Below are 25,529 nucleotides of genomic sequence, written 5' to 3'. Positions count from 1 at the left end.
GGGCGCCTTTTTCGATCGGGGCCGCCATTTTAGGCCTTCTCCGCGCGCGATGCGTCATCCCCCATCGCCCGACAGGACTTAATGGCCTGGCATATCGTCCACGGCGCGGTTCACCGCTCGCACGAAGGTTGCCCGCGCCTTGGCCTGGGCTTCGTCCGTCGCGACGGGCCACGCCGCCAGTTGCACGATGACGAGGTGCCGCTTCGGATCGACGTGCAACAACTGGCCGAAGATACCGATGCCCTCGAAGCTGCCATCGTCGTACGTCCACCACTGGTAGCCATAGCCACGTCCCTTCGCGCCGATTGCGGCGTGCGTGTGCGTGGCGTCTTCGAGCCAGCCATCCGCGAGCACCGCCTTGCCGTCGGCGATGCCGCCGTCGAGGAGGAATTGTCCCAGCCGGGCGTAGTCGCTCAGGACGGCGGACACGCCGGAGCCGCCGGCTTCGGTGCCGTCCATTTCGTCCTTCAGCCAGAGCGCATCGGCGGCCATGCCGTAGGGTTTCCAGATCTTCTCCGACAGGTACGATGCCAGCGTCTTGCCCGTCGCCCGCGTGACGAGGATGCCGATCAGATCGGTCTCCCCTGTCTTGTAGACCCAGCGCTCCCCGGGCGCGAACTCCCGCGGCAGCCGTGCCATGTACGAGACCAGCAAGGGGACGCCGGGCTGGCGCGCGCCTTCGTACATCATCGCCACGTCCGAATGCGGATCGGCGTAGTCCTCGTTCCAGCGCACACCTGAAGTCATCGAAAGCAGCTGCCGGATCGTCACGTCGCGATAGGCGCCGGCGGCCAGTTCGGGGATGTACCGCGTCACCTTGTCGTCGAGACTGTGTATCGAGCCGTCGCGCAAGGCGGCGCCGACCAGGGTGGAGGTGAACGACTTGGCCACGGAGAACGAAGTCCAGCGAGTGGAGGGACCGGCGCCGAGGCCGTAGCGCTCAAGGCGTACCCGCCCATCCTCGACGACCATGACACCCGCGACGTGGTGGGTGGCCATGTAACTTTCGAGCGTCGAACCCTCATCGAACCGTGGCGACAGCGGCGCGCCTCCGGGTAACGGATGCGCCTTGCCGTGCCGCACCACGTTGCTCGCGTAATGCGTCTCCATGGCGCGGAACGCCGCCTCGCGCTGCGGCTGGTCCCAGAACAGCACATCGGTACGGCGCGCATGCGGCGCCGCGCATCCCGCAAGGAACATGAGGACAAGCAACCATGCCGCCATCGCGGACAGGGTCGGCTCCCACCAGGTACGGGAACGGTGGCTCACGAGGCTTTCCTCGTGCGGCGGCGGAGCTCAAAGGCGCCCAGTGCGAGCGACGCGATCGCCAGCGGCCCCAGCCCGTAGATCACGCGGTAAGCAAGCAAGGCCGCCAGGACCTGAGCGCGTTGCTCTTGCGGAAAGGCCGCCAACGTCAACGCTTCGAATGCGCCGATCCCTCCCGGTGTATTGCTGACGATGCCGGCGATGATCGCGCCGACGTAGATCGGCGCGAAGTCGAGAAAGCTGCCCGCGATCTCCGTGGGAAGCAGCAAGTACATGGCGGCGATGGCGCCGATCATCTCGAGTACGCCAATGACGATTTGCGCCCCGGCCGATCGGGCCGACGGCACGGGCGTGCTGAATTTCCAAACCCGCAGTTCGTCGTGCTTGCCAGCCAGCCAGCGTAGCAACAGCACGAAGAGGCTCACCAGCGCCGCACCCAGCCATCGGCCCCAGCCATGCGCTATCGACGGTTCCAGCATCAGGGCGATGGCCGCCACTGCGGCAAAACCCATGGCCACGGCGAAACCGACCAGTCCGACGACCCGTGCCACGTCGGCCGCACTCACCCCACGTGTCGACAGGATGCGATAGCGCAGCGCGGTACCGGTGATGGCGTGGAAACCGAGCGCATTGCAGATCGCGTGCGCGGTCGCGCCAGCGAAGATCTTCATGCGCATCGACACCTTGCCCGGCACCACGGTTTCCACGGCGAAGACATCGTAGGCGGTGAGGCAGGCCCAGCTGAGCAGGGCCGCGGCGATGGAGCCGGCGACATGCCAGCGAGGAATCCGGTCGACGGCATCGCGTACGTCGTGCCAGGCCATGCGCGCGATGTACCGATGCAGAAGGAACACGGCGACACCGAGGATCGCCAGCATCAGCACGTGCTTCGCCAGCCATACGGCGATCGTCTTCGGGGACCGCTTCTTATCCGTCACTGCTCCACTCTTATCCCATCGGGCGCTCGCCCACGAACGGCGGGCATCATCCCACGACGAGCCCCCGGCGGGGCTAGACTTGCGCCCAGAGGCTTTTTCGGAGACATCATGCTTCGCTACGAAGGTTCGCTCTGGCTGTCCGACGGTGCCCGCCGATGGGGCGGGGCCGATCGCGTCGAACTGCTCGCGCAGATCGGCGCCACCGGCTCCATCACCGCCGCCGCCAAGGCGGTGGGGATGAGCTACAAGGGCGCATGGGATGCCGTGGAAGCCATGAACAACCTGGCCGGCGAAGCCCTGGTACTTCGCGTCACCGGGGGGCGTGGCGGTGGCGGCGCCCGGCTTACGCCACGCGCCGAGCGCCTGATTGCGGCGTTCCGTGGCATCGATGCGGAGCATCGGCGTTTCATGGAGCGTCTTGCGGCACTCGGCGGCGAAGCCACCGATGACATTCACCTGTTGAGGCGATTCACCATGCGGACCAGCGCGCGCAACCAACTGGCCGGCGTCGTTCGCGCCGTCACCGCGGGAGCGGTCAACGACACGGTAGACATCGCCTTGCCGGGCGGCACGCCGCTCGTCGCCACGGTGACGAAGGAGAGCACGGCCAGCCTGGCGCTGGCGCCGGGGCGCGCGGTCGTCGCCCTGGTCAAGGCCAGTTGGGTCATGCTCGGCTTGCCGGACGAACGCCTGCGCGTATCGGCGTCGAACCAGCTGCCGGGCACGGTGCTGCGGACGACGCCGGGCGCGGTGAATGCCGAGGTATCCGTCGAACTCGATGGTGGAGGCACCGTCACGGCTATCGTCACCCTGGAAAGCGCGAACATGCTGGGATTGGCCGAGGGCTCGGCCGTCGTCGCCATCTTCGATGCCTCATCGGTGATCGTCGGCGTGACCGATTGAAGGAACGGCTATACGACCCGGCCGTCGCGCACCTCGATCGTGTGGCCGTCCAGCGCCTCGACATCGGCCGGATCATGGGTAATCACCAATAGCGGGAGATCGAGGCGCGCCTGCAATGCCATCAGTTCGCCGCGCATGCGGCTGCGAAGGGCGGGGTCCAGCGCGGCGAAAGGTTCGTCGAGCAAGAGGAGACGCGGCTCCACCGCGAGCGCACGCGCCAGCGCCACCCGCTGGCGCTGGCCACCGGAGATGCGCACCGGGTAGCTGTCAGCCACGGCGGCCAGTTCGAAGGTGTCGAGCCAGTGGCGTACACGGTCGTCTTGCGAGTGGCGGCGGGGATTGAGCCAGCGACGCGCGAGTCCGAAGCCGATGTTCTGTGCCACCGTGAGGTGAGGGAACAGCGCGTAATCCTGAAACACGTAGGCCACTCCGCGATCGCGCGGCGGCAAGTCCACGCCCGTCGCGGTATCCAGCAGCGTGCGGCCGTCGACGCGTACGTGCCCCTCGTCCGGCGTGAGCAAGCCAGCCATCGCACGCAGCGTCAGGCTCTTGCCCGCACCGGAGGGGCCGAAGATGACGATGCGTCGATGCGTCGATGCGAAGGCCACGTCCAGCTCGAAGTGCCGGTCGTCGGCCCGCAGCGTCTTGCGGATGGCGATGTCGACACTCACGGACGCATCCGCCGCAGGTGGGCGGGCGCCAGCCAGCCGGCCAGCAACAAGGCGACGACACAGGTCACCGAGGTCACCGCCACCATGATCCCCGCGGTGCGATCGTCGCCTGCCTGCACGGCGGCGTAGATCGCGACCGACAAGGTCTGTGTCCGGCCGGGGAGGTTGCCTGCGATCATCAGCGTGGCGCCGAACTCACCGAGCGCCCGGGCGAAGGCGAGCAAGGCACCCGCGATGATGCCGCGCGCGGCGAGTGGCAGCGAAACGCGAAAGAACACGGCGGCCTCGCGCAGCCCCAGCACGCGCGCCGCGTCCTCGAGTTGCGGATCGACCGCCTCGAAAGCGGCACGGGCTGCTTTCTGCACGAGCGGAAAGGCGACCAGGGTCGAGGCGATCACTGCTCCCTGCCAGGTGAAGACCAACTGGATATCGAAGCGATCGAGCCATTCACCGAATACGCCGCGACGGCCGAGCAAGACGAGAAGGTAGTAGCCCAGCACCGTCGGAGGCAGGACCAGTGGCAGGGTGAGGATGGAGTCGACCAGCTCGCGCGCGTGCGAGCGCCAGCGTGACAGGCCGAAGGCGACGGCCACGCCCAGTACGAGATTGATCGCCGTCGCCCACAACGCGACCTTGAGCGAAAGCGCGAGCGGGAGCCATAAGGTGCCCACGGAGGTCAGGGCGCCAGGAAACCGAAGCCGGCGAGGATCGCCCGTCCGTCGGCCGACTGTACGAAGGCCTCGAACCGGGCCGCCTCGCGCGCCTGCTTCGAACCGGCGACGACAGCGATCGGATAGGTGATCGGCGTGGGCGTGGGCACGACGGCGGCCACCACCACCCTGTCCCCCATGATCGCCGCGTCGGTGGCGAACACGAAGCCGGCGTCCACCTCCCCACGAGCGACGTAATCCAGGCCTTGGCGCACGTTCTGCGCCAGCACGCCTTTCGCCGATATCACGTCCCAGAGCCCCTGCCGTTCCAGCGCGGCCTTCGTATATCGACCCACGGGCACGGACGCCGGATCGCCATAGGCGACGCGTGTCACCGCCGGGTCCTTGAGGTCGGTGGGGCCGGTCACGTGGACGCGGCCATCCTTCGGCACGACCAGGACGAGCCGGTTGCTGGCGAAGTCCTGCCGCGTGGCGGGATCGATGGCGCCCGCCGTCACGGCCTTGTCCATGGCGGACTGGTCGGCCGAGGCGAACACGTCGGCGGGGGCGCCACTGGAAATCTGGCGCAACAGCACATCCGACGCGGCGAAATTGAGGACCACGTGGGTTCCCGGATGCCTGCGTTCGTAGGCCTTTCCCACCGCCTGGAAGGCGTCGGTCAGGCTGGAGGCCGCCGAAACGACAAGGTCGGCCGCGGCCACGCTGGCCGGACCGGCAAGGAAGAACAGCGCGGCGACGAACGGCCGAAGGCGCATGACGGAGGTTCCGGGGTGAATCACCGCAATATAGGAACCTACATAGCGGTTGGTCAATGACATTCCCCGCGCCGTGTCCGCGCAGGAATCGCCAAGCAAACCGGTGGCGATCGATGGCAGCTTGGGCGCTGTATCGAGGGTGGAAGGGGCCCGCATGAAACACGCACTGCGCATCATCGGGGGACTGCTGGTGCTCGGCACGCTGGCGGTGCTCCTGTTCTTCTGGCTGGACCGCACCGAAAGGACCACGGACGCCTATGTGACGGGACGTATCCATCCCGTGGCTCCGCGCGTCACCGGCACCGTGCAGGTGCTGCGAGTGAACGACAACCAGCACGTGAAGGCCGGGGACGTATTGTTGGAGCTGGATACGCGCGACTTCGACGTACGCGTGGAACAGGCGAGGGCGGAGATCGACCGGGCGAAGGGTCAGCTGGCCAGCGCGGAGGCGCAGATCGCGGAAGCCGACGCGTCCATCGTCGCCGCCGAGGCGAGCGCGCGGAAGACCGCCCTGGATCTGCGGCGTGCCGCCGAACTGGTGAACGAGACGCCGCGTGGTGTATCGCAACAGGAATACGACGCGGCAAAGGCCGCCGCCGACTCGGCCGTGGCCAACCGCGCCAGCGCCGGCGCGCGCAAGGTGGCCGCGCTCGCCGCCCGCGAATCGGCCAGGGCGCAGGTCGCCACCGGGGAAGCCTCGCTGCACGACGCCTTGCTGGCCTACGGATACACCCGGGTCATCGCCCCGGTGAGTGGCTACGTGGGACGTCGAACCGTCGAGGTCGGCGCCCGGGTCACCGCGGGGCAGACCCTGCTTTCCATCGTCTCCGACGAGGTGTGGGTCATTGCCAACTACAAGGAGACCCAACTGCATGGGATGCACCGCGGTACCGAGGCACGCATGACCGTCGATGCGATTCCCGGGGTGACGTTCATCGGCCACCTGGACAGCCTCTCGCCGGCCTCCGGATCGCAGTTCGCCCTGCTCCCGCCCGACAACGCCACCGGCAACTTCACCAAGGTGGTCCAGCGCGTGCCGGTGAAGATCCTCTTCTCCGCCGAAGACCTCGGCCGCTACCGCGAGCGGCTGGCACCGGGACTGTCGACCATCGTGAAGATCCGTGGCGAGGGAGAAAAGGCGCCATGACGGCGCGGCCGCTCGTGCTGGCCGTCATCGTCCTCGGCCTGGGCGGTTGCGTGGTCGGCCCCGACTACCGGCGTCCGGATGTATCCGCACCCGCTGGCTGGCGCGACGCGCCCGCGTCCTCCGCGCCAGTCGCCGTAGTGCCGGACGCGTGGTGGAACCTCTTCGGCGACGAGGAACTCGGCCGGCACGTCGAGGCGGCCCTCGCCGCAAACCAGGACCTGGCCGTGGCCCTGGCCCGCTACGACCAGAGCCGCGCCCTGCTCGGCGTCGCGCGCGCCGACGAATTTCCCGACGTCGCCCTCGATCCCGCCTTCGCACGCGGGCGCACCTCGGCGAATGTATCCAACCGGCTGCCCGAACTGGAAACCACGCTCTGGCGCGTGCCGGTCGATGTCGCCTACGAAGTGGACCTCTGGGGCCGTGTGCGGCGCAGCGTGGAGGCTGCCGGCGCCGACGTGGAAAGCAGTGCCGATGCGTTGGCGGCGCTGCGCCTGAGCCTCGCGGCCACCACGGCGTCGACCTATCTGTCCCTGCGCAGCACCGATCGCGATATCGATGTGCTCGCACGCACGGTGAGCCTGCGCGAGGATGCCTTGCGTCTTGCGGAACGTCGTGCACACGCCGGTGTCGTCGGTGACCTCGACGTGCTCCGCGCTCGCGCCGACCTGACCCAGACCCGTGCGGATCTCGCCGATGCACACCGCCAGCGGGACAACCTGGAACACGCGCTGGCCGTGCTTGAGGCACGCAACGCGCCGGATTTTTCGGTCGAACAACGATCGTGGACGCCGAACGTTCCCGAGGTACCCGCCGGATTGCCTTCCTCGTTGCTCGAACGGCGGCCCGACGTTGCCGGCAACGAGCGGTCGCTGGCGGCCGCGAGCGCACGGATCGGCGTGGCGCGAGCCGCCTTCTTTCCGCAAGTGAAACTCACCGCCTCGGGCGGCGTCGCCAGCAATGGCCTGGGCGACCTCACCGCCGCCGACAGCCGCGCGTGGTCGATCGGACCGGGCGTGCACCTGCCGATCTTCGAAGGCGGTCGCAACCGCTCACGCCTGCAAGCCGCGGAAGCAGCCTATCGCGGCGCGCTCGCGACCTGGCGGCAAAGCGGCATCATCGCCTTCCGCGAAGTACAGGATGCGCTCGGCGATACGCGCTGGTTGCGCGAACGTGGCGCCGCGCTCGATGCCACGGTGGAGGCCGCCACCGCCACGGCGAAGGTGTCTCGTTCGCGCTACGACCGCGGCCTTGCCGGCTACTTCGAGGTGGTGGATTCCGAGCGCCAGGCGCTGGCCAGCCAGCGCGCCACGATCCAGAACGACCGGCAGCGCCTGCTCGCCGCCGTGTCGCTTATCAAGGCGTTGGGCGGTGGTTGGCAGGAAGGCGATAGCGTGCCGAGGCAGCCCGTGGCGACCGCGGCGGGCTCGCCGTGAACACGGTCGCCGGTACCGCCACCGCGGCTCCCGCGCCTCCCGCGAACCTGCCCTGGCTGGGCATCGTGGCCGTGCTCGTCGGCGCGGTGGCGACGACGCTCACCTCGCGCCTCACATCCATTGGCCTGGCCGATCTTCGCGGTGCGATCGGTGCGGGATTCGACGAGGGTGCATGGATTCCCACGGCGTTCTCGGCGTCGCAGATGATGATCGGACCGCTGGCGATCTTCCTCGGCCGCGCGTTCACGCCACGGCGCGTGCTGCTGGTAGGTTGCGTCGTCTATGGCGTGGCCGAATTCCTGATCCCCTATTCACCCGACCTGCGCACCTTGATCGTGCTGCAGATCTTCGCCGGCCTCGGCTCGGGAACCTTCATCCCGCTGACGGCATCGTTCATCCTGCTCAGCCTGCCACGCAACCTCTGGCCCTGGGGCCTGGCGGCCTATGCGATGAACATCATCCTGGGTCTCAACGTCGCCTCGTCGCTGGAAGGCTGGTATGTCGAGCACGTGACCTGGGATTGGATCTTCTGGCAGAACACCGTGGTGGCCTTTCCCTTGTTCGCGCTGTACTGGTTCGGCCTGCGCCGCCTTCCGATCGATCGCGAGTACCTGCGCGGCGGTGATTTCCGCGGCATGCTCATCGGCGCTTCCGGCTTTACCCTCATCTTCATCGGACTCGACCAGGGCGACCGCCTGGACTGGTTCTCGTCCTCGCTGGTGGTCACGCTGCTCGCACTCGGCGTGGTCATGCTGGGCCTGTTCCTGCTCCACGAGTCGACGCTGGACACGCCGAGCGTGGACTTCGGCCTCCTGGTCCGCCGCAACGTGTTCATCCTTATCGTGCTGGTGCTCGCCACCCGCTTCCTGGTGACTTCGAGCAACACGCTGGTAGCCAACTACCTTATCCAGGTACGTGGCCTGCGCCCGCTGGAGGTGGGCAACGCGCTGCTCTGGGTCGCCTTGCCGCAGTTGATCATCGCGCCCACGGTGGCCTGGCTACTCAATCGCATCGATGCACGCTTCGCCATCGGCACCGGCTTCGCCATCGCCACCGCGGGATTCCTGCTCGCCACCGGCATCACGTCGCAATGGGCGGAGGGAAACTTCAGCGTGGCGCTGCTCCTGCAGGCGGTGGGCGAAACACTGGAACTCACCGCGGTGATCTATTTCTTCGGCCACCATGTCGGTCCGGCCGATGGCATCACCTTCGGCGCGATCATCCAGACGGCCCGGTTGTTCGGCGGCGAACTCGGCACCTCCGTGCTGATCATGTTCACCCGCAAGGCCGAACAATGGCACTCGAACCTCATCGGCCAGCACGTCATCGCCGGCGACCCCGTCACCACCGAGCGCATCGCGGCGTACGCGCGCGTGGTGGGGGCGGCGAGCCAGGGGGCCGGCGAGGCGGAGGCACGGGGCGCCGGCCTGCTCGCCACCGCGGTCCGTGCGCAGGCCTACACGCTATCCATCCTCGACGGCTTCCTCCTCGCTTCCTGCGTGGGCGTGCTCGGGGTGGCGCTGGTATGGTTCCTTCGCGAACCGCCGGTGCTCGCCACGCCACCCGCGGTACCGCCCCTGCCATCACCCTGAGCCGACGTGAGGACCAGCGACACCGTGTCGCATCGCCTTCACGCGATCTCGTGAGAAGATCCCTGGACCCAGGTCCAGGGTTGCAATACAGGGGCGCTCCGGTGCGTCGAGCTCGGACAAGAAGCGGTTGGTTGGCATGGATGGCGCTCGTCGCCGTCTGGCTCACCGCGCTTGCGCCGACGGCATCGCGGACGGCGCAAGCCTTCGTCTTTCCCGATCTGGGGGCGTGGTGCGAAAGCGCCCCCGGTGAGCACCATGGCAACGGGCACGAAACACGCGATACCGATGCGGCCTGCGGCTACTGCACGCTGTTCGCCCAGCAACCCGCGCTCGCCGGATCGTTCTTCATCGGCCATGTGCACGCATTGTCCGCTCCCGCCCAGGTCATGCCACCTGCGGTTCACCACGGGCCGGCACCGCTCACCATTCACGTATCGCCTCGAGGTCCACCGTCCACCGCGCACGCCTGATCGCTCCCGATCCCGACGTTACGCCAACGACCACGGACCCTGCTCCCATGCCCCTGTCTTCCCACCATGGACGCGCGCTCGCGCGTGCCATTGCCTGCGCCATTGGCGCTTCTTCTCTTGCCGCGCACGCCACCGGCGACGACGACCCGCAACGTGCCACGACGCTGCGCGAAGTACGTGTCTCCGCCGCGAGCCATGCCAGCGATATCGATCCCGACATGCCTTCGGCCATGGAGACCGTCAGCGCCGCGCAACTCGACCTGCTCAACATCGTCAATAGCGAAGACGCCTTGAAATACCTCCCATCCTTCGGCATCCGCAAACGCTTCATCGGCGATGAGAACGCCACCTTTTCGGTACGTGGCACCAGCAATCAGCAGAGTGCGCGCGGCCTGGTCTACCTGGACGGCCTGCTGCTTTCCAACCTGCTGGGCAACAACTGGGCGAACCCACCCCGCTGGTCCATGGCATTCCCGGAAAACCTCGCGCGCGTCGAGGTGCTCTACGGTGCGTATTCAGCGCTGTATCCGGGAAACGCCATCGGCGCGACCGTGCTCATGACCACACGCATGCCCGAAAAACTGGAGGTCACCGGCCATGTGCAAGCGTTCACCCAGCATGTCGACAGCTATGGCGTGGACCGCGACTACGGCGGCAGCCGGCAGAGCGTGACGATCGGCGATCGTTCCGGACGCTTCGCCTTCCTCATCGGCGTATCGCATCTGCAATCGAATGGGCAGCCGCTGGTCTATGCGACGCAGGCACGCTCCACCCGGAGTGGCACATCAAACCCTGTCACGGGTGCCGTCGCCGACACCGGTGCCAATGGCTTGCCGCGCGAAGTGCTGGGCATCAACAGCGAAGGGCAGGAAGCCACCAGCCAGGACGAAGCGCACATCCGGCTGACCTACGATTTCACGCCCGGCCTTACCGGCGCGTTCACCGCCGGCTACTGGAAGCAGGACCTGTCGCATCGCACGGAAACGTTCCTGCGCGACGGCAACGGCAACCCCGTCTGGTCGGGCTCCGTCACGATCGACGGCCGCCAGTACACGATCCCCGGAAATTTCTTCGCGCCCGGCACGCGGCAAAGCCGAAATACGCTCTACGGCATTTCATTGGGAACACATCGGAAAAGCGGATGGAACATCGAGGCCGATGCCTCGCTGTTCGACATGGGCCGCAACCGCGACCGCGTGGCTTCCGGCGTGACCGACGATGGCGCGGGCCTGCTGACCTCCGGTGACGGCAGCCGCTGGCGCACGTTGGACCTGCGCGCGAGCCACACGCCGGATTCGCTTTCGCCGAACACGCATACCGTGAGCTTCGGCTACCACTTCGACGGCTACCGGCTCGACAACGCCAGCTACGCGCTCACCCGATGGCGCTCGGGCGGCGCAGAGGCGCTTACCGCCGCCAATGGCGGCAGCACGCAGACCCAGGCGGTATATCTGCAGGATGCATGGCAACTCGATGAACGCTGGCGCCTGACGGTCGGCGCACGGTACGAGCAATGGCGGGCCTTCGGCGGTTCACGCGCGACAGGTGCCGCATCGATCGGCTATCCGTCGCGTGACGAATCGCATACCTCACCGAAGGCATCGCTGGCCTGGAGTGCGACCGACTCGATGGTGGTACGGCTCTCCGGCGCACGCGCCTACCGCTTTCCCACGGTCAACGAATTGTTCCAGGGCACCTTCAACGGCATTTCGCTGATCAACAACGATCCCGGGCTGAAGCCGGAGAATGACTTGTCGCGCGAGCTGTCGGTCGAGTGGTACCGGGCGAACAGCCTCACCCGTTTCACCCTCTATCGCAGCGACACCCGGGACACCTTGTTCAGCCAGACCGACACCACCGTGTTTCCCAACGTCACCAACGTGCAGAACGTGGATCGGGTACGCACGCGCGGCGCGGAAGCCAGCTATGACGGTCGCGATGTTTTCTGGCAGGGGTTCGACCTGATCGCCAACGCGGCGTATACACAGGCGACGACCGTGCGGAACGCGCGCAACCCCGCCTCGGAAGGCAAGCAGTTCTACCGCATACCGCGCTGGAGGGCGAACGTGGTCGCCACCTGGCGTGCCACGGAACGGCTGTCGCTGGTCCTGGCCGGACGCTATTCGGGACGCCAGTACAACACGCTCGACCACAGCGACGTGAACCCGGACACGTTCGGCGGGGCCAGCGACTTCCTCGTCTTCGATGCGAAGGTGGACTGGAAGGTAAGTCCTCATGTCTCGCTCGGCATCGGCGTCGACAATCTCACCGATCGACGTTACTACGTGTACTACCCCTACCCGTCACGAACCTGGCTGATGGAAGCGACCTTCCACCTCTGACCGATGCGCGGCGGCGTTAGGGCGCCGCCGCGCATCGGTCAGGCCGCCGCCTGCACCGCGCGCTCCCACGTGGCTGCAGGCATGTGCTCGTCGAGCATGAAGGACGCCGGACCGCCACGCCAGAGACGGTCGAAGAACGCCCCCACGCCAGCGTTCCCCGTCGCCAGGTCGCAACTGAGGCGTAGCAGTTCCGCGCCGGGTACGGCGAGGCCGCCGGGACGGCGCACCAGGAACGGCTCGATGCCTCGCGCGATGCCATGCGCCGCCTCCCTGTAGATCGACGCACGCTCGGGAAGCAGAACCGCGAGATCCAGCAGCGCTTCGCCGATACCGGCCAGGCCGTCATAGGCACCCGGCGACACGGCATACCTCCTGAGCAGGTCGCCTTCCGCATCGAGCACGATCTCGCGGTAGCGGAGGTCGCCCGTGCAGGCGAAAAAACGGGCGACGACAGCGAGAATGCCGGCCGTGCCGTTACGCAGGTAGGGAAACAGGGTCGCTCCGCCCACGTCCTTCGGCCAGCTCGCGGCACCATCGGGGTTGATGCCACGTTGGGCGAGGTCGAAGGCGAGTCCGTCGCGCGCACCGCGAAGGAAGCGTTCGTCGCCGGTAGCGACGTACAGGTGGAGCAGGAACAGCGCGATGCCGGAGGCACCGTGCGCAAGACCCACGGGTTGTGCCGACCCGCGTGGCCAGTGCAGCATGCCATTGTCGATACGCGAGTCACGCAAGAGCATGTCGCCAGCGACACACGCATCGGCGAGAAAACCGGCATCGGCCGTCTCGTGCCATGCCTTGATACGTGCAAGACCCCATCCGGCCATTCCATCGTACAGGCCGTGGCGCTCACGGATGCTTTCACCCGCGGGCCGTCCCCGCAGCAGCGACGCCGCTTCGGCGTGCGCGTGCGCATCGAACAACACCCAGGCGATGCCGGCGTCGCCATACATGAGGCTGTCGCCCCGGTGGTCCGGCCGCTGGCAACCCTCCAGCACGTAAGCAAGCAGCCCCGGGGGTGGTGTCCTGCCGCCGCGTAGATAGGCGTGAAGCACGCCCGCCGCGCCATGGGCCACGCCCCAGGGATGCGTCTCGAACACCTCGGGGCCGGCGGGCACGTAACGATCCGCGCGTGCGCCACGGGCTCGTTCATCGACATAGTCGAAGAGCGCATCGGCGGCGTCCGTGGCTGCTTCCGTGGACGACGCGAGGTACGGCACCGGCGCGGTGTCCCGTGGCAGGTCGGCGAGGGATGCACGCAGGGATGCCATGGCCGCGACCGGTGGAGGCCTCCGGCGGGTGTCCGTGGCAAGCAATTGCTCGAGGACCTGGACGAGCGCCTCCGGATAACCCATGTCCGTCGACATGCGTCTCGCGAAGCGAAGCGCGGCACTCCGGTCCAGCGGAAGCATGGCATTCATGGGCATGATCGCCGCGGCGAGGTTCGCACCGAAGGCATAGACATCTTCCGCACGGGCGTCGATGGGCGTCTCGCGCCTGGACAGCGACGATGCGAATCCTGGCGTGTGTACGTCCATCGGATGATCGAGACCTTCCTCGACCGCCGATTCGAGGTCGATCAGGCGGGTGCCTCCATCGGCGCTGACGATACAGTTGTGGAACGACAGGTCGCCCATCGAGATGCCAGCCGCGTGCAGGCGTTCGAGGTTCCGGGCGATGCTGGTGAATACCCCCACCACCTCGTCGAGAAAACCGGCGACGTCGGCGCGGGTCGCTCGCGTCTTCAGCCAGGGATACCGGCGTGCCAGCCAGCTGCGCAGCGTGTCGCCCTCGACGTATTCTTCGACCAGGTAGCTGTGCTCCCAATCCTGGAAGTAGGCGACGGGTGCCGGTGCGATGCGCAGGGATGCGAGCCGACGCAATAACCGGTATTCCTTGCGCAACATCGCCGTCGCGGTATCGCCACCTCCGATGTAGGGACGCGCTTCCTTCACGATCACGGCACGGCCTTCGTCGAGATCGTCGGCAAGATAGATGCCGCCGGCGGCAGAGAACGACAAGGAGCGCTTGATACGGTAACGGCCTCCACCCAGGAGCGGGGGGCTCGTCGACCCGCCCGCCTCTTCGCGCGGGAATGGATCGCGCAACCAGTCCGGGAGGTGGAAGTGCGGCTTGCGCTCGTCCGGTTCCATCTGGCCGTCCGGCCGGCGTAGCAACCATTCAGGGCGACTGTCCGCCGCGAGGCGGTACTCTCCGGCGATTCCGCCATAGCGGTAGTAGAGGACACGCGAGTCGCGATACCGCCGGTCGCTCAGGATATAGGGCCCGGCATATCCCGAAAGCGCGACATGGAGATCGTCGATGATGCCTCGAAAGTCGGCGACGTCACGCGGATAGACGGTGATGAACTTGCCCGATCCACCGCGCGGCCAGCGTTTTCCATTCACCGCGGATAGTATTCGGGCATCGGCGGCGAACTTGAATGCGGTACCGGCGGCGGCCAGCGTCGCCGCCGCGATCGAAAGGACGATGCGTGCCGTCGAGGCGACGGACGAGACGTGGATCTTCCAGCCTTGCGCCGGCAACGCGAGACCCGGCGGTGCGCAATGCATCCAGATGCCGGCGCGCCGCATCTGCCACTCGTCGGGCACGATCTTGCGAACCGGCTCGACGAAGTCGGCCGGATCGATGACATGCCGTCCATAGGGCTCGAAGAATTCGCGATCGATCGCTGTGTAATGCAGCAGTTCCGTACGTCGCTCCATGCTTCGGTGCTTCCTGTGAGGGTTGTCGTCGTGAACCGGTCAGTCCTCGAATCCGTCCGAATTGGCGATCGAGCAGGCCCGATGACTGCAACTGCTGTAGTTGGTATCCGTCACATCCACCGAGTCCATCTCCACCATCAATCGCTGAAGATCCAGTATCCGCTCCATGCCTTCCCTCCTGTGGGTGATGAGTTCGCCCCCCGCGATGCGCGGAGGCAGGGCGAATCTAGATAGCGCGGCAAGGACTGGCAACGGCGGAAATGCCCATGCATGGCGGTTCCGATCCGCGCGACGCATGTTTCTGGGGCGGCCTATCGAAAGCGGGCGCCACCCTGTCCGGAAATGGACGACGGTGTCCGTTTACGGACATGGCAATCCTCAGCCTCCAAGGGGAAGGCGAACCGTGGCGACGGCCCCCGATGCATCGACCATGGGTGAAAGTTCCACCGTGCCGCCATGCGCTTCGACGATCATCCGGGTGAGGCTGAGCCCGATACCAGATCCCTCGGGCTTGGTGGTGAAGTAGGGGACGAACAGCGCGTCGCTGGAAGGTAGCCCGATACCTCGGTCCTCTATGACGACCCGGACGTACCGGCCCTCCAAGCGCCAGTCCACCCGGACGGTGCCAGACACGGGAAGTGCCGCCTCGACGGCATTGCGCAGCAGATTGATGAACGCCTGCGTCAACTGGTCTTCATCGCCGCATAGGTTCACCGCCTCCGTGCCATCGATTGCGACGGGCAAGCGCCGATCGAGCATGGCCAGCCTGGCAAGCACACGGTCGAGACGGAACGCGCGGGGTTGCAGCGGCGGCAGTCGCGCCAGCTTGCCGTAGCCGGAAAGGAACCGTGCCAGCGAGGCGGCACGCCGCTCGATGACTTCCAGTCCGACTTGCAACTCCTCGCGCGTCTCGTCGACACCGCGTGCCGCGAGCAGGGTCGAGAGGCTGCCCGCAAGCGAACCGATCGGCGTGAGCGAGTTGTTCAACTCGTGACTCAACACACGGATCAGGCGCTGCCAGGCCCGCCTTTCCTCTTCGCCCAGCGCGACGCTGAGATCGCGCAGCATGAACAGCCTGTGCTCTCGCCCATCGCTGTGCCATGCGGCGCGTCGTATCGACCAACGTCCCCGTCCTCCGGGAAAGCCCCAGTTGAAAACGGCGTTGTCGGGTGCGGCCAGGACTTCGACGAGCCCGAGCGACGTCACGTCCTGGCCTATGACCGCACTTCTCTCGGCGCCGATCAGCTTGCGGGCGGAAGGATTGATGAGCCGCAAAGTGTCTTCGTCGTCGATGACGAAGACCGGGTCGCCCAATGCGACGAGCGTCTTGCCGAGGAATCGCGAGGTCTCGGTTCGTTTCCGCCGGCCTTCACGAAGCTCGTCGGAGAGTAGGTTCACATCGGCGACCAGGTCTTGCAGGGGATCGTATCCTGGACGTACCCGTCCACGCATACCGAAATCGCCCTCGCGTAGCGCGCCGAGGAGATCGGATATCGCAGCCAACGTTCCCAACGCACGATGCCCGGCAAGCCAGCCCAGTACGAGCGTGATCACCAGTCCGGCGAGGAAGGTAAACGCGCGGGCCGTCAGCGGCAATCCATCGCAAACCGCAAGGACGCCACCCGACGCCGCCAGCGGCAGAAGGACGACGCCCGCCCATGTCATGACCCCGCGACGCATCTTGTCGGGATGCCAGGTGTAGGTCATCCTCGCTAGTACCTGAGGACAAGATGGTGGGTGCGGTTCATCCGGCCAACTCCGCACCCTTCGTCCGCTGCTTGCCGAGTCGGCGATAGAGCGCTTGACGCGAGATACCAAGCGCGTCGGCCGCACGTTGCAGGTTATGCTCGTTGCGCTCGAGCGCGTTCCGGACCAGGAGCTCCTCGGCCTCGGGCAAGGTGAGACCATCGAGCGCCAGCGGCGTGTCGCTCGGACGGCGGAGCGCGAGACCCTCCGCATCGATGATGTCGTGATTGGCGAGAAGGGCGGCGCGTTCGACCGCGTGCTCGAGTTCACGCACGTTGCCTGGCCAGTCGTAGCTCCGCAATACGCGTTCGGCGGAAGGTGAAAATGTCATGGCGCCGCGGCCGCGGCGCTGGCAGTCGCGCAACATGAAGTGACGTGCGAGCGGCACGATATCTTCATGGCGTTCGCGCAAGGCGGGCAGACGCACCTGCATGGCGTTGAGCCGATAAAGCAGGTCCCGGCGGAAGCGATCGTTGCGGATGGCAGATTCGAGATCGGCATTGGTCGTGGAGATGATACGCACGTCGACTCGCCGCGTACGCATGGTACCGCCACGCTCCAGTTCGCCCTCCTCGATCACGCGCAGAAGCTTTGCCTGTTGCAGGGGATGGATGTTGGTGATTTCCTCCATGATCAGGCTTCCGCCATGAGCCAGCTCGAAGCGGCCGGACCGTGGCATCGGCTTGTCTTCGCCGAACATCTCGTCGGCGAAACGCGCATCCGGAAGACTACCCATGTCGACGCGGATCGCCGGTTGTTCCGCTCGTTTCGACAGCGCGTGGATTTCACGGGCAAACAATGATTTCCCCGTGCCGTTTTCCCCCAGGATGAGCACGTTGGCGTCACCGACGGCGATCCGCTCGATCAGTTCGACCACGCGCCGCATGGCGGACGATTCACAGACACGCAGCATGTCCCGGGATTGTCGGGCGAGGGCGGTTTCCGTGCGCAGCCGCCGGTTCTCTTCGCGGATCTCGCGCAAGGCGATCTGGCTGCGCAAGGTGTGGATCAACCTCGCGTTGTTCCACGGTTTTTCGATGAAGTCCGCGGCGCCAAGGCGCATGGCCTGTACCGCCACGTCGATGCTTCCCCAGGCCGTCATGACCACCAAAGGCAGTTCCGGTACCTCCTCGCGGATACGCAGCACGAGTTCGATGCCCTCGCGTCCGGACGTGGTATCGGCCGAATAGTTCAGGTCGACGATCGCACAAGCGAATTCGCGTCGCGACACGGCATCCAGCGCCGCGGCCGGGGAATCGACCTCTACGGACGGAATGCCTTCGGAACGCAACAACATACGCATCGCCAGGCGAATGTCCGGATGGTCGTCGACGACGAGCACCGGCACCTGGGCTGCTTGATCTCGGTTCATAGTTGTCCCTTTCAGTCACTGCGCAGCACACGCCAGGGTTCCACCGCGGCCGCCCGCCATGCGGGCAACAGTACGGCGAAGATCGTGGCCATGGTCATCATCGGCACCACGGTGGCGAATACCCATGGATCGCTCATGCCCAGGACGGAGTCGGTCGTGAACAACCATCGATATGCGGCGAGCGCGGCGAGCAATCCCGCGGCAACGCCGGGTAGCGCCCATATCAAGGCCCGCCGCAACACCTGTGCCATGAGGTTCGCGGGTGTGGCACCCAAAGCGCCGCGCAAGGCGAACATGCGGCGGCGCGATATCACCTCGACAGCCTGCACCGAGTAGTGGCCTATGCAGGCGAGCGCCAGGGCGAAACCGGCGAAGCTGGAGAGGAGCACGGCATCGCGGCGCGGTTCCGCGTATGCCGTCTGCGCCACCTGGTCGAGCGCTCGCGCATTGTCGGGTGCGAGGGACGGCGCCATGTCCTCGACGATACGCACGAAGGCGTCCGCGGTCGCAGGGCCCACGCCAGGGCCTCGCAGCACGGCGTGCATCGATGTCCACTGGCGAACGATGGCAAACGACACGGGATCGATTTGCGCGAGCGGAACGAATACAGCCGGTTCGACCTCTGCCGAAACGCCCGCGAGTGGCGTATCGGCGACGACGCCGACGATCCGCCCGGCAGGCCGACCCAATGCCGGGCGCACCATCCCGTCCACACCCTGTCCATCGACCTGCTCAAGGTAGGCCTGGTTCACCATCACGACGCGCTCCGAACCGTCTCGGTCGCCCTGCTCCAGCCATCGGCCACGGGTCTTTTCCAGTCCGAGCGCCTCGAGCGCGCCCGGCGTCACCACCACGTACTGCAGCCGCACCACGCTGCCCCCAGGACGAAGGAAGGGCATCACGAAGCCGTCGCCGACGGGAAGCTGGGTGGACCATCCCATGGTTTCGACGCCGGGCAATCGCAAGGTCCTGGCGCGCAGGCCTTCGGCGAGCCGTTCGGTGGCGTCCCGCCCCGGATACCATGCCGGCGGTACGCGGACTTCCATCACCAGGGCATTGGCGTGATCGAAACCCAGTGGAAGCTGGTCGAGGCGCCACCAGCGCAATGCCGCCGCGGTCGAGGCGCATAGCAGCAAGGTTGCCAGTGCGGTCTGCGCCAGGGCCATCGCCGAATACATCCGGCGCGGCGCGAAAGCCGGGGTCGGATAGCCGGGCGCGGCGAAATGCTGATGAGCCACCGCACTGCATGTCGCCAGCAGGGCGGCGAGCAGGACGCTGACAAGAACCGCCACCAGCACGTCGCTTCCCGGTGCCAACGGTCCGGCCGAGGCCAGCCAGCTATCCGGCACGAGAGGACGCACCGACATCACCAGGAGTGCCCCCACAGGCATGCCTATCGCTACCGCGAGCAATGCGGTGATCACCGCCGCCGACAGCGCCGGAATCCAGGGGCGCCATCCCGTGGCTCCCAGTGCGAACAGCAAGGAGGCTTCCTGCCTGCGGTCCAGTGCGCGGGACAGCATGAGGTTGGAGACATTCATGGCAGCCACGATGAGCACGAGCAGTGCGCTTCCCACGCATAGCCAGACGGTCGTCCTGGCTCCCGGAGCCGTCAGCGCATCCAGGGATGTCGCGCCGTACCACTGTCTGTCCGCCGGCTCCAGGTGCAATCTGGCAGCGTTACGTCCGACCGTGTCCATGACGCTGTCGGAAAACGCCGCGATGCTTCCAGGCGCGAGGAGGGCCACCGCCGTCATGTTCTCCGTGCGGTCGATGGCATCCGCGGGGATCACCAGGGGCAGGATCAGGTCGACATCGGTGAAGAACCGATAGTCCGCCGGCAGGACACCGCTTATACGCATCGGTTGGCCATCGACCAGCAGTACCCGCCCGACCGCCGCCGGGTCGGCCCTGAACCAACGGTGCCACAGGGAATTCGACACCATCACCTCCGCACCTCCCGAACGGGACGGCACACGTTCGCCGACTGCGGGGACGACACCGAGCGTCGGCAGGAACCCCGCATCGACGCGTTGCGTCCGAAGCAGGCCCCGATGACGTCCATAAACGACGTTCATCGCCTCGGGCATGCGGGCGGCGCCACGTGAAAGCACTGGCGCCGGGCTTCCCACCATGTCGTAAAGACTCGGTGAGGCCGCGCGCATGGGATCGTCGGCCGTCCGCCCGCCGTAAACGGCGACCCTGGCATGATTGGGCCAGGGTGGCGGACGGAGCAATACGGCTTCCATCAGCGTAAACGCGCCAGCCAGGGCGGCCGCCCCGATGGCAAGTGTCATCGACGCCAGCAAAAGGGAACCCGGCTGGCGCGGCGAGGCTCGCCAGAAACGTACGATGTCCACGATCCGGTTCATGGGAACGATGCACTGTGCCGCCGTTCGCCCAGACCCGAATCCGCTTCGCTCTGCAACTGCCGGAACGTGCTCTCGTCGACGACCCTGCCATCGAGGAGGCGAACGGTGCGATCGGCCATCGCGTTGAAACGGTCGTCATGCGTGACCATGCATATGGTCCGGCCGTCCATATGCAGGCTGTTCAGCAAGCCCATCACGATTTCGCCATTGTGCAGGTCGAGGTTGCCGGTCGGTTCGTCCGCAAGCAGGATCGACGGGTCGCCCGCCAACGCCCGTGCCACCGCCACCCGTTGCTGCTGGCCTCCCGATAGCTGGGCCGGGTAGTGACGCATGCGATGCGCCATGCCTACGCTGCCCAATGCGTCGACGACCCGCCGCGCACGATCGCGTGCCAGCATGTCCTTCCGGAAGCTCAGGGGCAGTGCGACGTTGTCCGCCACGTTCAGGTCGTCGATCAGGTTGAACGCCTGGAAGACGAAACCGATATGCCGGTTGCGCAGGCGAGCCCTCTCCGCACGTCCCATGGCGTGGGCCGATTCGCCGTGGAAACGCAGCTCGCCATGACTGGGGACGTCAAGGAGGCCCATCAGCGACAACAGGGTTGTCTTTCCACATCCCGACGGCCCGGCGATCGAGACGAATTCACCCTGTCGTACAGTCAGGTGGATATCGGTCAGCACCTGGCATTCCACCGATCCAGCCTGGAATACCTTGCCGATGCCATGCATCTCGATGATCGCTGGCCGCGTGTGCGCTTGCATCGCGAAACTCCGGTGCGGCGGTTCACCCAGCCTAACTGCAGTCCACGACGTTGTCCCGGGCACTAGACCTTCCTGTGTCAAGAGAACGCCAACGCTGCCGGAAAGACGTAGCGATAACGCACACCCACGTCCCGGAGGAAGCACCCAGGTTGCCGCCACGACCGGCCCACCGGGGGCCTTCACATATGTAAAGTCTTTGTGCCCCAACGGCGTAATCGTTTACATGTAACATCATTTACGTGCCCACTTCGTCGCCCGATGCCAGTATCCTTGCCCGCCTGACGTGCCTCCGTTCGCCGTCGCTCCGTCCCCCAAGGCCGTGCCCATGAACCGTAACCCCCGCATCGAAGACCTGATCGCCCGCATGACCCTGGAAGAGAAGGTCGGCCAGCTGGGTGTGTTCGCCGATGCCGTGCGCCCCTTCGCACCCGATATCAACCCGGAGACCAACGCCCGTGGCGCCGCGGAGGTGCTCGAACAGGTCCGTGCCGGAAGGGTCGGCGCGTTGTTCAACGGGGTGGGCGCCGCGGAAGGCCGCGAGGCGCAACGTGTCGCCGTGGAAGAGAGCCGCCTCGGGATTCCGCTGCTGTTTGGAGCGGATGTGATCCACGGCATGCGCACCGTCTTCCCGATCCCACTCGGTGAAGCGGCCAGTTTCGAACCGGGCCTCGCCGAGCGCACGGCGCGTGCCACCGCCGTGGAAGCCACCGCGGCGGGCGTCCACTGGACGTTCGCGCCGGCGGTGGACATCGCGCGCGACCAGCGATGGGGCCGCGTGGCCGAAGGTGCCGGTGAAGACGTGGTGCTGGGCTCCGCGTTCGCCGCGGCGCGTGTGCGTGGCTTCCAGGGCCCGGACCTGACGGCTGACGATGCCCTCCTCGCCACGCCCAAGCATTTCGCCGCCTATGGCGCCGTCGCCGGCGGCATGGAATACAACGCCGTCGACATCGCGCCACAGACGCTCCGCGATGTGCACCTGCCGCCCTTCAAGGCGGCCATGGAAGCAGGTGCGCTCACCTTCATGAGCGCGTTCAACGACATCAACGGCGTACCGGCATCGGCCAATCGCGAACTGATGACGGATATCCTGCGCGGCGAATGGGGTTTCGAAGGCCTCGTCGTCTCCGACTACACCGCCGATATGGAATTGATCGCCCACGGCTTCGCCGACGACGAACGCGATGCGGCGCGCCTGGCGTTCCTTGCCGGCGTGGACATGAGCATGCAGAGCGGCTTCTATGCGGCGCATCTGGCCGATCTCGTCGAGAAGGGCGACGTGCCGATGGAGGCGCTCGACGAAGGCGTGCGCCGTGTGCTCTCGGTGAAGCATGCCATCGGCCTGCTCGACAACCCGTACCGTTCGCTCGATCCCGCCGCCGAGGCGGATACCTCACTGAATGCCGCTCATGCGGCGCTCGCGCGCGATGCATCGCGTCGTTCCATCGTCTTGCTCAAGAACGACGGCGTGCTGCCACTACGCAAGACCGGACAGAAAATCGCGCTGATCGGCCCGTTCGCGACCGACGTCGACAACCTCGAAGGGTGCTGGACGTTGTTCGGCGACAAGCGGCGCCACGTCAACATCGAGACCGGACTGCGCGCCGCCCTGGGGGACGGGAGCTTGCTCGACGTCGTCGTCGGCTGCGGCATCGAAGACCCCATCGAGGGTGGCATCGAGGCCGCCGTGGCCGCCGCGAAACAGGCGGACGTGGTGCTGCTTGCCATCGGTGAGCCGCAGAATTATTCCGGCGAAGCGCAGTCGCGCACGCAGATCGTGGTCCCTCCTGCACAACAGGCGCTGGCCGAAGCCGTGGCGGCGACGGGCACACCGGTCGTGGTGCTCCTGAAGAACGGCCGGGCGCTGGCACTCACGGGTGCCGTGCGCGAGGCCGACGCGATCCTTGTCACCTGGTTCCTCGGCAGCCAGACTGGCCCCGCGATCGCCGATGTGGTCTTCGGCGACTACAACCCATCGGGGCGCCTGCCCGTGAGCTTCCCTCAGGATGCCGGACAGCAGCCCTATTTCTACAACCACCTTCGCACCGGGCGTCCGGAGTTGGCCGACCAGCCACCGGCTTTCAAGTCGCGCTATCGCGAAATCACGTTCGACGCGTTGTACCCCTTCGGACATGGGCTCAGCTACACGAGCTTCGAGTACGGCGTTCCCCAGGTGAAGTCGACGGTGGACTGGGATGAAACCATCGTCGTATCGGCCATCGTGACCAACACTGGAAAGGTCGCCGGTGAAGAGGTGGTGCAGCTGTATATCCACGATCGCGTGGCCAGCCGTGTCCGCCCTGTGCGCGAACTGAAAGCCTTCCGCAAGATCGCGCTCGTCCCCGGCGCATCGGAGGAAGTGTCTTTCGAATTGACTCGCAAGGATCTTGCGTTTACCCATCGCGACGGCACCACGTTCGAAGCGGAGCCGGGCGACTTCCAGGTATGGGTCGCGGGTTCCTCGGCGGCGGGCATACCTGCGACGTTCCTGCTACTGGGCCGCTGAAGACATAGGCACAGTCCCGCGCCCGAGAGGCAGGAAGACTACATAGCTGTCCTCGTCGCCCGCTGCCCGCGGCCACCTGCCTTGTCATAGCGTACGCTTCCCATGAAGGAGCGTACGATGAAGGAACGACATCGGATCTCGCGCCGCGCGGCCACATGCCGCGCGTGCGCAACCCTGTGCGCGGTGCTCGCGCCCGCGCTCGGCGTCGCCCAGGCGCCTCCCGTGCAGCCCGGCGTGGCGCCTGTCGTCTGGCAGTCCTGTACACCGGACCTGGTAAGTGAGCACTGGATCGCCGCCTTGGGAAATAGGCTGGAATGCGGCAGCATGCTGGCTACACCCGACGAGGATGTCACCGGAAGTGGCCGGTTCACCGTCGGCCTCGTACGGCTCAAGGCGGGACGACCCGAGCAACGGGAAGCTGCCATTTTCTTCAATTTCGGCGGCCCTGGTGCCAACCCGCTGGATTTCCTTCCACCCACTGCCCACCTATGGGCTTCGCGCTCCGTCGACCATCCATTGGATGGCGACAAGCGGCGCCTGGCCGACCGCTTCGATCTCGTCGCGGTGATTCCACGAGGATTGCGTGGTGGAACCCGCTTTACCTGTGGACCTTACCCGGAATTCCTCGCGGGGTATGACCCGGCGGTCTCCCTGGCCGACTGGAACTGGGTCGGTTTCGTACGAGCCGCCAGGGCGTATGCGGGTACTTGCGGCGAGCATCCCCTGCATCGGCATGTGGGCACGCTGCAACATGTCGTCGACATGGAACATGCCAGGCGTGCCCTGAACGAGCCGGTGATGCACTTCGTCGGTACTTCTTATGGCTCCTGGGTCGGTGCCTTCTACGCGTCGATGTACCCGCAGCACAGCGGACGCATCGTGCTGGATTCCGTCATGAATTACGCCGGGACGTTCGAGCAGCAGGTCGCTGATTTTCCCGCGGAACGCCAGGCGCTGTTCGCACGAAATGCCTTGCGGCCAGCCCTCGCCCGACCCGGTGTGTATGGCATCGGAAGCGATCCCCGGGTGGCGATGTCCCGCTTTCGCGACATGCCATATCGGGCGCTCTGGGCGTGGCCCCTGACGATAAACACGCCCCACCAACTGGCTGCGGCGCTGACCCTCGCGGACTGGATAAGGGCCGATATGGAGATATCCAGCGATCGTCTTATGGCGCGCTTACGGAATCACGTCTTCAGTCCGGATACCGGCGCGAACGACGCGATCAAGGATGCGGCAGCGGGACTGGCCTCCCGGCTGGACCTGGTGATCGATCCGACGCTGGACGGCCTGGTCGACTATTCCGTATACGTCGCCGTCGTTTGCGGCGACACGCCATGGCGGAACGATCTCAAGACATGGCGCGCACTGGCCAACCGGATAGGAGCGAACTATCCGGCCGCCGGAGGCGGATCGGTCATCATGGGCCTGATCTGCGCGCACTGGCCCTCGGCGCCCCGATGGAGTCCCATGCTGACGGAACTGGCAAAGGCACCGCCGTTGCTGATGGTTCAATCCGAATTCGATCCGGTGACGCCGTTCACGGGTGCCATGAAGGCATTCGATGCATCGCCCGATGCGTACATCGTCCTGGCGCGTGGCTCGGAAATGCACGGTCTGTTCGGCCAATCGGCGACGCCATGCGTCGAACGTACCATCGGTCGTTTCCTCCTCACCGGCGAACGGCCGGCCTCGCACCTGTCGAGTTGCGATTTCGTCGCACCGCCCGTGCGGCGAGAAATCCGCGAGGTGAGCGATGCTCCGACGGAAAGCGATGTTCGCGACGAGCTGCGGCGCCTCTACCGGCACATTTGACGGGAACGGCGCCATGTCATCGGGCCACCACGTACCTTGGTACGATGCG

Annotated in this window: 19 protein-coding genes; 8 read left to right on the top strand and 11 right to left on the bottom strand. The window is 66.3% G+C overall.

The window, feature by feature from the left end; translation table 11 throughout:
• Positions 1-78 precede the first annotated feature (78 nt).
• Both ACN9M2_RS00600 and ACN9M2_RS00595 read right to left on the bottom strand, forming a co-directional pair.
• Complete coding sequence (locus tag ACN9M2_RS00600) at positions 79-1,269, bottom strand: serine hydrolase domain-containing protein (RefSeq protein WP_426286266.1); 1,191 nt, start codon at positions 1,267-1,269, stop codon at positions 79-81.
• On the bottom strand, positions 1,266-2,204 hold the full coding sequence (locus ACN9M2_RS00595; RefSeq protein WP_426286265.1) for a lysylphosphatidylglycerol synthase transmembrane domain-containing protein: 939 nt from the start codon (positions 2,202-2,204) through the stop codon (positions 1,266-1,268). Before ACN9M2_RS00595 ends, ACN9M2_RS00600 begins: the two co-directional genes overlap by 4 nt.
• Positions 2,205-2,312: 108 nt before the next feature.
• Here ACN9M2_RS00595 and ACN9M2_RS00590 point away from each other — a divergent pair, with 108 nt between their 5' ends.
• Positions 2,313-3,107 carry a TOBE domain-containing protein gene (locus ACN9M2_RS00590; protein ID WP_426286264.1) on the top strand — a complete coding sequence of 265 codons (795 nt, stop codon included), beginning with the start codon at positions 2,313-2,315 and terminating at the stop codon, positions 3,105-3,107.
• A gap of 8 nt (positions 3,108-3,115) precedes the next feature.
• On the opposite strand, the gene ACN9M2_RS00585 is transcribed toward ACN9M2_RS00590, so the two are convergent.
• From ACN9M2_RS00585 to modA, 3 genes are read right to left on the bottom strand one after another with little or no spacing between them, the layout of a single operon-like run.
• The gene (locus ACN9M2_RS00585) at positions 3,116-3,778 is read right to left on the bottom strand and encodes an ABC transporter ATP-binding protein (RefSeq protein ID WP_426286263.1); all 663 of its coding nucleotides are present in this window, start codon (positions 3,776-3,778) and stop codon (positions 3,116-3,118) included.
• Positions 3,775-4,449, bottom strand: coding sequence for a molybdate ABC transporter permease subunit (gene modB / locus ACN9M2_RS00580; protein ID WP_426286262.1), 675 nt, complete (start codon positions 4,447-4,449; stop codon positions 3,775-3,777). The genes ACN9M2_RS00585 and modB overlap by 4 nt, the downstream gene beginning before the upstream one ends.
• Before the next feature lie 5 nt (positions 4,450-4,454).
• Positions 4,455-5,204 carry a molybdate ABC transporter substrate-binding protein gene (modA, locus tag ACN9M2_RS00575; protein WP_426286261.1) on the bottom strand — a complete coding sequence of 250 codons (750 nt, stop codon included), beginning with the start codon at positions 5,202-5,204 and terminating at the stop codon, positions 4,455-4,457.
• A 154-nt stretch (positions 5,205-5,358) separates the two neighbouring features.
• Here modA and ACN9M2_RS00570 point away from each other — a divergent pair, with 154 nt between their 5' ends.
• From ACN9M2_RS00570 to ACN9M2_RS00550, 5 genes are all read left to right on the top strand, one after another.
• The gene (locus ACN9M2_RS00570) at positions 5,359-6,351 is read left to right on the top strand and encodes an HlyD family secretion protein (protein ID WP_426286260.1); all 993 of its coding nucleotides are present in this window, start codon (positions 5,359-5,361) and stop codon (positions 6,349-6,351) included.
• On the top strand, positions 6,348-7,784 hold the full coding sequence (locus ACN9M2_RS00565; RefSeq protein WP_426286259.1) for an efflux transporter outer membrane subunit: 1,437 nt from the start codon (positions 6,348-6,350) through the stop codon (positions 7,782-7,784). Before ACN9M2_RS00570 ends, ACN9M2_RS00565 begins: the two co-directional genes overlap by 4 nt.
• Positions 7,781-9,376: an MFS transporter gene (locus ACN9M2_RS00560; protein ID WP_426286258.1), complete on the top strand. Its 1,596-nt coding sequence runs from the start codon at positions 7,781-7,783 to the stop codon at positions 9,374-9,376. Before ACN9M2_RS00565 ends, ACN9M2_RS00560 begins: the two co-directional genes overlap by 4 nt.
• A gap of 140 nt (positions 9,377-9,516) precedes the next feature.
• Complete coding sequence (locus tag ACN9M2_RS00555; RefSeq protein WP_426286257.1) at positions 9,517-9,846, top strand: DUF2946 family protein; 330 nt, start codon at positions 9,517-9,519, stop codon at positions 9,844-9,846.
• A gap of 47 nt (positions 9,847-9,893) precedes the next feature.
• Positions 9,894-12,188 carry a TonB-dependent receptor gene (locus ACN9M2_RS00550; protein ID WP_426286256.1) on the top strand — a complete coding sequence of 765 codons (2,295 nt, stop codon included), beginning with the start codon at positions 9,894-9,896 and terminating at the stop codon, positions 12,186-12,188.
• 38 nt (positions 12,189-12,226) lie between these two features.
• Here the strand turns inward: ACN9M2_RS00550 and lanKC are convergent, their stop codons facing one another.
• From lanKC to ACN9M2_RS00520, 6 genes are all read right to left on the bottom strand, one after another.
• Positions 12,227-14,911, bottom strand: coding sequence for a class III lanthionine synthetase LanKC (gene lanKC, locus ACN9M2_RS00545; RefSeq protein ID WP_426286255.1), 2,685 nt, complete (start codon positions 14,909-14,911; stop codon positions 12,227-12,229).
• 39 nt (positions 14,912-14,950) lie between these two features.
• Positions 14,951-15,079: a hypothetical protein gene (locus tag ACN9M2_RS00540; protein ID WP_426286254.1), complete on the bottom strand. Its 129-nt coding sequence runs from the start codon at positions 15,077-15,079 to the stop codon at positions 14,951-14,953.
• A 210-nt stretch (positions 15,080-15,289) separates the two neighbouring features.
• Positions 15,290-16,618, bottom strand: a complete 1,329-nt coding sequence (locus ACN9M2_RS00535) for a sensor histidine kinase (RefSeq protein ID WP_426286253.1) — start codon at positions 16,616-16,618, stop codon at positions 15,290-15,292.
• Between the two features lie 37 nt (positions 16,619-16,655).
• Positions 16,656-18,029, bottom strand: a complete 1,374-nt coding sequence (locus ACN9M2_RS00530) for a sigma-54-dependent transcriptional regulator (protein WP_426286252.1) — start codon at positions 18,027-18,029, stop codon at positions 16,656-16,658.
• An 11-nt stretch (positions 18,030-18,040) separates the two neighbouring features.
• Positions 18,041-20,401, bottom strand: a complete 2,361-nt coding sequence (locus tag ACN9M2_RS00525) for an FtsX-like permease family protein (RefSeq protein ID WP_426286251.1) — start codon at positions 20,399-20,401, stop codon at positions 18,041-18,043.
• Positions 20,398-21,162 carry an ABC transporter ATP-binding protein gene (locus tag ACN9M2_RS00520; protein WP_426286250.1) on the bottom strand — a complete coding sequence of 255 codons (765 nt, stop codon included), beginning with the start codon at positions 21,160-21,162 and terminating at the stop codon, positions 20,398-20,400. Before ACN9M2_RS00520 ends, ACN9M2_RS00525 begins: the two co-directional genes overlap by 4 nt.
• Positions 21,163-21,487: 325 nt before the next feature.
• Here ACN9M2_RS00520 and bglX point away from each other — a divergent pair, with 325 nt between their 5' ends.
• Both bglX and ACN9M2_RS00510 read left to right on the top strand, forming a co-directional pair.
• The gene (gene bglX, locus ACN9M2_RS00515; protein ID WP_426286249.1) at positions 21,488-23,665 is read left to right on the top strand and encodes a beta-glucosidase BglX; all 2,178 of its coding nucleotides are present in this window, start codon (positions 21,488-21,490) and stop codon (positions 23,663-23,665) included.
• Positions 23,666-23,782: 117 nt separating this feature from the next.
• Positions 23,783-25,480: an alpha/beta hydrolase gene (locus ACN9M2_RS00510; RefSeq protein WP_426286248.1), complete on the top strand. Its 1,698-nt coding sequence runs from the start codon at positions 23,783-23,785 to the stop codon at positions 25,478-25,480.
• Positions 25,481-25,529: the final 49 nt, after the last annotated feature.

Source organism: Luteibacter sp. E-22 (assembly GCF_049913125.1).
In the GTDB taxonomy this organism is placed as follows: domain Bacteria; phylum Pseudomonadota; class Gammaproteobacteria; order Xanthomonadales; family Rhodanobacteraceae; genus Luteibacter.
This window is presented reverse-complemented; position numbering and strand designations above follow the sequence as displayed.